This is a genomic window from Yoonia litorea, from assembly GCF_900114675.1.
In the GTDB taxonomy this organism is placed as follows: Bacteria; Pseudomonadota; Alphaproteobacteria; order Rhodobacterales; family Rhodobacteraceae; genus Yoonia; species Yoonia litorea.
The window spans coordinates 23,281-33,826 of the sequence record NZ_FOZM01000006.1 but is presented as its reverse complement, the minus strand read 5'-3'; the positions used below and the strand labels follow the sequence as shown (position 1 = coordinate 33,826).

Sequence of the window (10,546 nt, the reverse complement as noted above, 5' to 3'; positions counted from 1 at the left end):
GTGAACAAATCTGAATCGTTCGGTGCGGACGGCATCGTTGGCGACGTCTTTCTTGATGCCGAAAGTTTTGCGCATCTCAAACACGGTGACGACGTCAGCGATAGTGTTGCCGCGCTCTTGCAGGTTCTGTCGCGGCTGAACCCGGAGTTTGAACAGATCGTTCTGGTGCTGTCAGACGGTCCCACCGCCAAGCTGCAACCTGCAGGTGTCTGGCCGAAAGGGGCCACGCCGGTCCGTGCTGTCCTTGCGGCAGTACAAGGCGCGGCGAAGGGCAACAGGCTGGTGATGGAGAACGCCGGCGACGGGCTGACCGGCATTGCGATCCCGATTTCAGTCGATGGGCGGCTTAGCGGTATTGCCGGCGTCCTTCTGCGCGACACCGATGACAGCAAGCTGCGCAATGCCATTGACCAGATCCAGTGGGCGAGCGGCTGGATCGAGGCGCTTTTGCGCCGGAAAAAACTGACCGACAGCGAAAGCCTGTCGAACGTGATCGAACTGCTGGCAACAAGCCTGCACCACAGCCGCTTTCAGGAAGCGACAACCGCTGTCGCCTCGGAACTGGCGACGGTTCTGGGTTGCGAGCGTGTCGCTGTCGGCTTTGTCAAAGGGCACCGCTGCAAGGTGCGGGCCCTGTCAAACAGTGCGACATTTCACAAACGGGCCGGGCTGATCAATTTGATCCAGATGGCCATGGAAGAGGCAATCGACCAGCAAACCACTGTGGCCTACCCTGAACGGGAAACCGCAAACGCCCGTGTCGTGCGCGCGCAACAAGCCCTGGCCAGGGATCAGGACAGTGCCGCGGTCGCGTCCATCCCGCTGGCCGAAGGCAAGCGCGTCATCGGCGCAATCACACTCGAAAAGGCAACTGACGGCCCGTTCGAGCCGGGTATCCTGCAAAAGGCGGAATATGCGGCAGCCCTTTTAGGGCCTGTGCTTGACGTCAAACGCCGTGAAGATCGCTGGCTGATCACCAAAGCATGGGATTCCTTTAAGGGCGTGCTTGGCAATCTGATTGGCCCGCGCCACTGGGGGCTGAAGCTCGGCACGGCGGCGGTGATCCTCTTTGCGCTTTTTTGCTATTACGCAACAGGTGATTACCGCGTCACCGCCCAGACGGTGATCGAAGGCAAAATCCAGCGATCCGTGACCGTGCCTTTGGCGGGCTTTCTGACCGAAGCGCCAGTGAGGGCAGGGGACATTATCGAAGAAGGCCAGATCATCGCACGGCTCGACGACCGCGACCTACGGCTTGAACGGCTCAAATGGGCCAGCCAGCGGAGCCAGCAGGAACGCGAATACAGTCAGGCCATTGCCAGCCGCCAGCGGACCGAAGCCCGTATTCTCGAAGCGCAGATTGCACAGGCGGATGCGCAGATCGAATTGCTCGACAGTCAGCTTGAGCGCATGACAATCCGCGCGCCATTTTCGGGAATTATCGTCTCCGGCGATCTCAGTCAGGCGCTTGGTGCGCCGCTGGAACGGGGCGATGTGATTTTTGAAGTCGCTCCGCTGTCAGATTTTCGGGTGATGCTGCGCGTTGATGAACGCGACATTGCCGACATTGAGCCGGGACAAGAAGGCAACCTTGTTCTGTCAGCCTTCCCTGATGCGGATGTGACGCTTGAGGTTGTTCGCATCACCCCGATCTCCACCGCCGCCGAAGGCGAGAATTTCTTTGTCGTCGAAGCAGAGCTGCTGTCAGCCCCCGATGTCGAACTCCGCCCCGGCATGGAAGGCGTGGCGAAGGTCAATATCCGTGAAGAACGGCTGATCACAATCTGGACCAAGCGGACGTGGCTCTGGCTGCGGATGACCGCCTGGAAGTGGTGGCCGTAGAGAATGGCAACCTCGCTTTTCTCACCGTCCTGGTATCGGGTGCAGGACCTGCGTCCCAAACTGCGCGGTCATGTCAGACTGCACCGGCACGATTACCGCGACCGGGTCTGGTTCATCCTTTACGATCTTTCGACAGGCCGGTCACAGCGTGTCTCGCCCGCCGCCTACCGGATGATCGGGCTGATGAATGGCCGCAGAACGTTGCAGACGCTTTGGGATGCGGTGAACAAACAGCTTGGCGGGCGCGCACCAACACAGGATGAGGCCATTCGCCTATTGGGACAGCTTCATGCGGCGGATGCCATTAGCTGCGATGTGCCACCTGATACGGCAGAGCTTTTCCGCCGCTACGAAAAGACCGAGCGGCAGAAAATCAAACAGCGGTTTGCCTCGCCATTAGCCATTCGCATCCCGATCTGGGACCCCGACAGGTTTCTCGATGCCACCTATCCATATGTCCGCTGGATATTTACCCGCACGTTCGGACTGGTCTGGCTCGCCCTGATTATCTGGGCCATCTTTACGGCGGCGGCCAACTGGTCAGCCATCACCGAAAACATCTCGGACCGCGTGTTCAATCCCGCCAACCTTGCCGTGCTTTGGCTGGTTTACCCCGTTGTGAAGGCGTTTCACGAGCTTGGCCACGGCTACATGGTCAAGAAAAACGGGGGCGAGGTTCATGAAATCGGCATCATGTTCCTTGTGTTCATTCCTGTTCCTTATGTTGATGCCTCTGCCGCGACCGGTTTTCGCAGCAAATACCAGCGGATGGCCGTTGGTGGCATGGGGATCATGGCAGAGCTTTTCTTGTCAGCGATCGCTCTTTTCGTCTGGCTTTATGCGCAAGATGGCGTTGCCACGGCGATTGCCTACAACGTCATGCTGATTGGCGGGATTTCGACACTGTTTTTCAACGGCAACCCGCTTTTGCGCTTTGATGGCTATTACGTTCTGGCCGATTGGCTGGAAATTCCAAACCTCGGACCACGATCCAACAACCACATCGGGTATGTGGTACAAAAATACCTCTTCCGGAGCCGCGATGCGGTGCCTGTCACCTCGAATGCAGGCGAACAGTTCTGGTTTGTTCTCTACGGTGTTTCGTCGTTCTTCTACCGCATGTTCATCATGTTCGCGATTATCGCCTATGTGGCGGGCCGGTTCTTTTTCATCGGTGTCCTGATCGCGATCTGGTCGATCTTCATGCAGCTTGTGCTGCCCTTGATCAAAAACCTCCACTTTCTGTTTACGAGCCCGAAATTGCGCAACAAACGTCCCTTCGCCATCTTCGTCACTGGCCTTGGCACCGCCTTGCTTGCAATCCTGCTTTTCGTTGTTCCCGCACCCTTTGCTACCGTCGTTGACGGTGTCACCTGGCCCAAGAACCAGGCGCAGATCAGGGCAGGGACAAGCGGTTTTATCGCCAGCACGCCGCAGGTGATCCAACCGCAGGTCGCCAGTGACAACCTTCTGGTGCAGGTCACCGATCCGTTCCTCGAAGCACGCAGGGAACTGCTTCAGACCGAAATCGCGAACCTCGAATTCCAACGCAGCGCCGTGATCCTGAACGACCGGACAGAAGCCGCACTGATCGCCGCTGAAATTGAAGCCTCGGAACTGGATCTGGCACGGCTGGAAGAACAACTGGCCGAAATGCGCATTACCTCACCGCGTGCCGGCCTCGCCATTTTGCCGAACCAGAGCGACCTTGAAGGTCGCTTTATCCAGAAAGGCAACATCATCGGCTATGTGGTCGATCAGACCGATGCGCTGACGTTGCGGGTCGCAGTTGATCAGAACGACATCGATCTGGTGCGCAACCAGACGCAGGACGTCGATGTGATGATCGCTGATTGGGAGGGGGAACAGCTCAAAGCGCGGATTGTGCGCGAAATTCCCGGCGGTGTGACGCAGCTTGCCTCACCGGCCTTGGGCATTCGCGGTGGCGGCCACATCGGGGTCGATCCCACAGACGCCAACGGCACGCGCACATTGCAGAGGGTCTTTGAATTCGAACTTGAGATGATCGGCGGCGATCCCGGGTTTCTGCTGGGCAAACGTGCATGGGTCCGGTTTGACCACGGCACAATGCCAATCGGTTTCCAGCTTTACCGCAGCCTGCGTCAGTTGTTCCTGAGGCTCTACAATGTCTAGAGGCCAGCTTGCCAGACCCGGTCTGATCTCGGGCTATTATCCTGAACGCGCTGACGAGCGGATCACACCGCTTGACCGGTTTTTCGTCGGTCTCACAGCCCAGCTCGAAACATGGGCGCCGGATATGCCCCTGACCGACCGCGCCTTTGCCGCACGGGTCAATCTGGCGGGAAAACGGCTCAAAGACACGTCAGACCTGTCACTTCGGCAAATGGCGGGGGACATTTCAGCCAAGCTCAAGACAAAAGGCCTCAATGACCAGCGCAGCGCGCAGGCCTTCGCACTGATCAGGGAACTGGCCGGGCGTGAACTCGGCATGCGTCATTTTGATGTGCAACTGATCGGGGGCCGTACAATCCTGAACGGCAAAATCGCCGAAATGGACACAGGCGAGGGGAAAACACTGACTGCCACGCTGCCTGCGGCGACAATGGCGATGGCGGGCGTGCCTGTGCATGTGGTGACGGTGAACGACTTTCTGGCCGCCCGAGACGCTGACTGGATGCGCCCGCTTTACAATGCGCTGGGTCTGAGCGTTGGCGTCATCCTCGAAGGGATGGACCCCGAGGAACGCCGTGCCGCCTATGCCTGCGACATCACCTATTGCACCAACAAGCAGCTGGCCTTCGATTATCTCAAAGACCGGCTGATCCTTGAGCAGGAAACCCGGCCCATGCATATGGCAATCGACGGCTTGGTCCATGCCCATCCGCGCAGCGCCCGCGTGATGATGCGGGGCCTGTGCTACGCCATCGTTGACGAAGCCGACAGCGTTCTTGTCGATGAGGCCCGCACCCCGCTGATCATCACACAGCCCGGCGATGTGTCAGAGATGGAGCAGACTTTCATCCGTGCCATCGAAGTCGCGCGTTCCATGTCGGGTCCGCGTGACTTTACAATTGATGAGGCCAACTGGCGTATCCATCTGACTGATCTTGGCAAAGCGCAGATCGCGCGTGTTTCAAGCCGATGGGGCGGCGTCTGGGCCACAGATACCCACCGTGAAGAACTGACAACGCAGGCCCTGTCCGCACTTTATCTCTACCACAAGGACAAGCACTACATCGTGCAGGACGAACGGGTGCAGATCGTTGACGAATACACGGGCCGCGTCATGTCCGACCGGTCCTGGGAACGCGGCCTGCACCAGATGATCGAGCTGAAAGAAGGCGTTGAACTGACGGGGCGGCAGGAAACCCTGATCCGCATCAGCTATCAGCGGTTTTTCCGCCGCTATATGCGCCTGTCCGGCATGACCGGAACGGCTCAGGAAATTGCCGCCGAGCTGCGCGCGGTCTACCGGCTCAAGACCAGACGCGTGCCCAATCACAAACGCAGCAAACGCAAACATCTGGGGCAACGCACCTATGCCACAGCCGATCAGAAATGGTCTGCCGTCATGCGGGTCATTGCCAAGGAAAGCGGCAAAGGCAGGCCTGTTCTGGTCGGCACCCGCTCTGTTGCCGCCAGCGAAGAACTGGCCGGCAGACTGGTCGAGGCAGGGATCAGCCACCGGGTGCTCAATGCCCGACAGGATGGTGACGAGGCCGAGATCGTCGCTGCCGCAGGCCAACCGGGCGCTGTCACGGTCGCGACCAACATGGCCGGACGTGGCACCGACATCACGCTTGCGCCATCCGTCCGCGACAAAGGCGGTCTGATGGTCATCATGACCGAAATGCACGACAGCGCGCGTATTGACCGACAGCTTTTCGGGCGCTGCGCCAGGCAGGGCGATCCCGGCACAACGCTGGCCATCACTGCAATGGACGATGACTTGATGCGCCTGTTTTACGGCGACAAACTTAACTGGATGACGACGGTCTTCAGCTTTGGCAGAGGCCGGATGCCGGGCTGGATTGTGCATCCGCTGATGCGGCTGGCCCAGAAAGCCACAGAACGCAAACACTCTGCCACAAGGCGCAATCTTTTGCGCACCGACGACGCGCTGGAGGATCTTCTCGCCTTCAGCGGACGCACTGAATAAGGAAAACCACTCATGCGCCTTGCCTCTGCCCTGATCTGTCTTGCTGCGACCTCTGTCCATGCCCAAGAGCGTTTTGACTGCATCATGGACCCCTCCATGGTGGTGGAAGTCGGCTCCGCTGTTGACGGTCTGATCAGCGAAGCCTTTGTGACCCGTGGCGATGATATTGCTGCTGGACAATTGATCGCGCGTCTTGACGCACGGGTCGAAGAAGCTGCCCTCGCTTATGCACGTGAGCTGGCCGAAAGCGCCTCGCCAGTCGAGATCGCGCGAAACCGGCTTGAGCTTGTTCAAAGAGAACTGGAACGCGCCGAGCGGCTCTTGGAGACAAACCTCGTCGCAGATTCAGTCGTCGAAGCCTTGGTCTCGCGCCGCTCGGAGGCCGAACTGGAATTGCAGCAGGCCGAAAACAACCAGCGGCTGGCGTCACTCGAACAGCGCAGGGTTGAGGCACAACTCGCCCAGCACGAAATCCGCAGCCCCATCGACGGGATCGTCATCACCCGCATGATGAGCCCCGGCGAATTCGTCTATTCACAAGCACCGGTGGCGCAACTTGCACAGGTGGACCCGATCCATGTCGAGGTTTTCCTGCCCACGGAAATTTATCCGCAATTTGCCAAAGGTGATGTCGCATCGGTCTTCCCGGCTGCCCCGATTGGCGGGCAATACGAGGCAACGATTATCGCCATTGACCGTGTTTTTGACGCCGCCAGCGACACTTTTGGTGTCAGACTTGCGCTGCCAAACCCCGAAGGGGCACTCCCGACCGGTCTGGATTGCGAAATCTCCTTCGAATAGGTCCGAAAATCGCAGGTAATGTTTTGCGAAACGGATAAATAATCATAAGGTTAACGCGACCGTCGCTCACACGCTCAACTTTCTGACGCCAAAGAACGTGTGGACCTTCGGCAGGAACGGACAAAACCTGAGATATTGTCCGTATGCGGGATGCTGATAACCCGAAAACAGCAGCGTGAGGGATCGTGGCAAACGCTTATTTCACTTCTGACGCGGGAACCTCCGTCACCGGGCTTGATCTCAACAACGATGGCATTGCCGATATTGTGCAATCCGATGCTTTCACAGACGCTGGCAGCGTCTCTGTCATCTATGGCTCGACCGAGGGATTTGACGCTTCGGTTGACCTTGATGCGCTGACTTCGATTGACGGATTTACGTTAACGGGGACCGATGCGGGCGATGAATTCGGCTATGTCCTCGCGGGTGCAAATGATCTTTTGGACAAAGGGCAGGACGCCCTTCTGATCGGTGAACGCGCCACAGGCGAGGTCCATGTCGTCTTTGCAGGGGACACCACCACAACCTTCACAGTGACAGGTCTGCCCGTGCTTGCAGACGGTATGTCACTGACGGCGCTTGGTGATTTCAACGGCGATGGCATCGGCGACTTTGCGATTGGCGCACCTGATGCCGGTGATGGTCTGACCTTTCCCGGCGAAGTCTATGTCATCTACGGCAGCGCTGATCTCAGCGGAACGACTCTCGACGTCAGCACGCTCGATGGCACCAACGGGTTTGTCATCAACGGCTTTGAGCAAGACGCAAGCGCAGGCACCGCCGTTGCGGGGGCAGGGGACCTCAATGGTGACGGTTTCGCTGATCTGATCATCGGCGCTCCGGACACCGATGATGGGTTCAATACCGGGGCAGGGGCCGCCTATATCGTCTATGGCAGTGGCACTGTTGGCGCGACCGAAGATATCTCAACCACATCGCTAGATGTGACCACTTTTACAGGTCTCGGGCCGGGCGATGCTTTCGGCAGCGCCGTTGACGGCGGGAGCGATGTCAACGGCGATGGCGAAGCTGATGTCATCATCTCGGCCCCGCTTTCTGACCCCAATGGTACCAATTCCGGCGCAGCCTTCGTCTTTTTCTCAACGCAGCCCACAGACGGGCTGGACGTGAACAGCCTCGATGGCACGAACGGCTTTGCCATCGAGGGGCTGTCAAATGGCGACGAGCTTGGCGCAGATGTCGCACTCTTGGGCGATGTTTCCGGCGACGGGATCGGTGATATCGGTGTTCTTACCCGGTCGGGCGATCTTTACATCATCTACGGCACAACAACGGATACCGGCGGCAGCGTCGATCTAAGCACCTTGGGCACAAACGGCGGCGCTGACGGCGTTGTCTTTACCAACCTGTTCGAGGGTGACGCCAACACGCAGGTCACACTGACACCGCTCGGCGATATCAACGACGACGCTGGCATCAGCATTAATGATATCGGGATCAGCGCGACAGGGCTGGGCGGCACACCCCTCGCTGCGATCAACATTCTTGGCGGCACAGAGAATTTCGCAGCAATGCAGTCTGCCGCCGGTTCAAGCGGTGGAACGATAGATTTCAGTGCCATCAGCGGCGATGTGCCGTTCGTCGGCACCGATGTTGGCTTTACCATCACAGGCGCGCGCGCCACGATGACCGAGGATGATCCGTCAGTCCAAGGCACGCTGGTGATCACGCCGACAGGCTCTGACCCGGTGCCGAATTTCAGCAGCGACAGCGTGCAAGGCGCGTTGGGCCTTTTCGTCATCAGTTCAAACGTCTGGACATACACACTCGACGCCAGCAGCGTGACGGCACTGCAAGCCCTTGATGCAGGCGATATTGTTCTGGATCGTGCCGTCCTGACCGCCGATGACGGCACCAAGAAAGAAATCAACGTCACGATCAACGGCGTCGATGATCCCGCTTTCCTGTCATTGGGCGCGGGATTGTCGGTCGCTGGCAATATTGCCAGAACAGCCGGATCAATTGCTTTGACGGATGTGGACGAGGACGACGCACCGACTTTCCCTGCCGTGGCGCTTCAAGGCACCTATGGCAAACTTCTGATCGATGACGGTGGGACCTATACTTACGTCATCACCAATCCGGCGGTTACGACACTGTCCGGCGGATCAACCTTCACCGACACGTTTGACGTCACCGCCAGCGACGGGTCAGTGCATCAGGTCACGGTCACGCTGGGCGCGCCGGTGACACTCGATTTCGATGACAACGCAAACGAGATCTTCACCAGCTTTGCTGATGACACGATCAACGCCTTCGGCGGCGATGACACAATCAATGCGGGCGCTGGCGACGATACCGTCAATGCCGGTGAAGGCGACGACAGCGTGACCGATGCGCTTGGCGACGACACCGTAAACGGTGGAAATGGCAACGACACAATCGTCCTGATGGCTGGCAACAACACCGTAAATGGCGGGGCAGGGGCCGACTTCATCACGACCGGTTTCCAGAATGATACGATCAACGCAGGTGCCGGGAACGATGTGATCAAAGCCGAAGGCGATGGCGGTTTTCTGTTCGGAAACAACAGGATAACCGGCGCAGAAGGCGATGATACCATGATGGGTGGTGCCGGTGTAGACACCTTTGTATTCGGCACCAACGACGGGTCTGACACCATCGGCAAGATCATCAGCGTGACCGAAACACCGACCGGATTTGACGCCATCGTCTCCGGCCGCGACTTTCAGGCCGGGATTGATGAGATCGAACTTGTCGGTTTCACCACCGCCACACAGACCGCCGTGACAGAGGCGCTGAACGGGACCGCCAACGGCACACTTTCAAGCAGCGGGCTTGATACTGTTTTCAACGCAGAGGGCACCCAGATCACGCTCGTCGGTGTGGCGCTCTCCACTCTCGAAGAAAGTGATTTCATCTTTGCTTAGGGTCATCGGTCTTTCCAGCGCGCTTGTCCTGTCTCTCGCAGCCTGTGGTGGCGGCGGCGGGGGAGGCGGCGGCGGTGGTGGTGGTGAGCCGCCACCCGTTTCCGCAATCGCCATTCCGCTGGACAACACAGTTTCAGATGAAAAGAGCACCCTCACAGGTGCGATGGTCGCTTCAGGCAGCTCCTCTCAGGTGATCCGGTTGGTCAACGGCGTGCTTGATCATAGCCCCGGCGATATCGAGGAATTCACCATCGTCGGCATCTCGGCTAATAATGCGCTTGATCCTACCGCAACAGGATGGGGCAACGGGACCATCACGCTGACACGCAACAGTGCGACCCCCGCCAGCCAGATTTACGCACGTATCTTCGACCTCAGTGCACCTGACGGATCCGGCCCTGTGATCATCGGTGTCGCGGCCCCTGACAGCGTCTTGCCCTCAAGCGGTGCCACCGTCTTTACCGGCGTCGGCTTCGTGACGGGCTCAACTGTCACCGATACCAATGCCATCGACGGCTCTGGCGTCAGCACGATCACCGTGAACTGGGCAGGGACAGTCGATGCAGAAATCACCGGCGCGCTTGACGATGCTTTCGACACTGTGACCATCACCGGCATGACACGCAGCGGCACGACGTTTGAAGGCGGCACAGTCGCAATCCTGAACGGAACCGATGATGTCACAACCGACCTCATCGGCAGCAGCCGCACAGGCAGCGGATCAGGCGGGATTTTCGGCGCAACTGGCGATGACACGGACGCAGCCGAGGCTGGCGGCGTGTTCCTGACAACCGGAGACAGCGGCAGCCTTGGCGGCGGGTTCATCGGAACCTGGGAGTCGCACAACTGA

General features: G+C 58.7%; 6 protein-coding genes. All 6 read left to right on the top strand.

Features of this window, described 5'->3' with window-relative positions; genetic code table 11:
• The gene (locus BM316_RS16515) at window positions 1-1,842 is read left to right on the top strand and encodes an efflux RND transporter periplasmic adaptor subunit (protein WP_090210849.1); all 1,842 of its coding nucleotides are present in this window, start codon (window positions 1-3) and stop codon (window positions 1,840-1,842) included.
• 3 nt (window positions 1,843-1,845) lie between these two features.
• Window positions 1,846-3,996: a zinc metalloprotease gene (locus tag BM316_RS16510; protein WP_090210847.1), complete on the top strand. Its 2,151-nt coding sequence runs from the start codon at window positions 1,846-1,848 to the stop codon at window positions 3,994-3,996.
• The gene (locus BM316_RS16505) at window positions 3,989-5,983 is read left to right on the top strand and encodes a preprotein translocase subunit SecA (RefSeq protein ID WP_090210845.1); all 1,995 of its coding nucleotides are present in this window, start codon (window positions 3,989-3,991) and stop codon (window positions 5,981-5,983) included. The genes BM316_RS16510 and BM316_RS16505 overlap by 8 nt, the downstream gene beginning before the upstream one ends.
• 12 nt (window positions 5,984-5,995) lie before the next feature.
• The gene (locus BM316_RS16500) at window positions 5,996-6,784 is read left to right on the top strand and encodes an efflux RND transporter periplasmic adaptor subunit (RefSeq protein ID WP_090210842.1); all 789 of its coding nucleotides are present in this window, start codon (window positions 5,996-5,998) and stop codon (window positions 6,782-6,784) included.
• Between the two features lie 185 nt (window positions 6,785-6,969).
• A complete protein-coding gene (locus BM316_RS16495; RefSeq protein ID WP_090210840.1) occupies window positions 6,970-9,696 on the top strand; it encodes a VCBS domain-containing protein in 2,727 nt (908 codons plus the stop codon).
• Window positions 9,677-10,546 (top strand): hypothetical protein, encoded by an 870-nt coding sequence (locus BM316_RS16490; RefSeq protein ID WP_131802605.1) that lies wholly within the window; start codon window positions 9,677-9,679, stop codon window positions 10,544-10,546. Before BM316_RS16495 ends, BM316_RS16490 begins: the two co-directional genes overlap by 20 nt.

Bases quoted from the DNA above. Each gene is read 5' to 3' on its own strand.
- BM316_RS16500 (WP_090210842.1), top strand. From the start codon at position 5,996: ATGCGCCTTGCCTCTGCCCTGATCTGTCTTGCTGCGACCTCTGTCCAT.
- BM316_RS16505 (WP_090210845.1), top strand. From the start codon at position 3,989: ATGTCTAGAGGCCAGCTTGCCAGACCCGGTCTGATCTCGGGCTATTAT.
- BM316_RS16510 (WP_090210847.1), top strand. From the start codon at position 1,846: ATGGCAACCTCGCTTTTCTCACCGTCCTGGTATCGGGTGCAGGACCTG.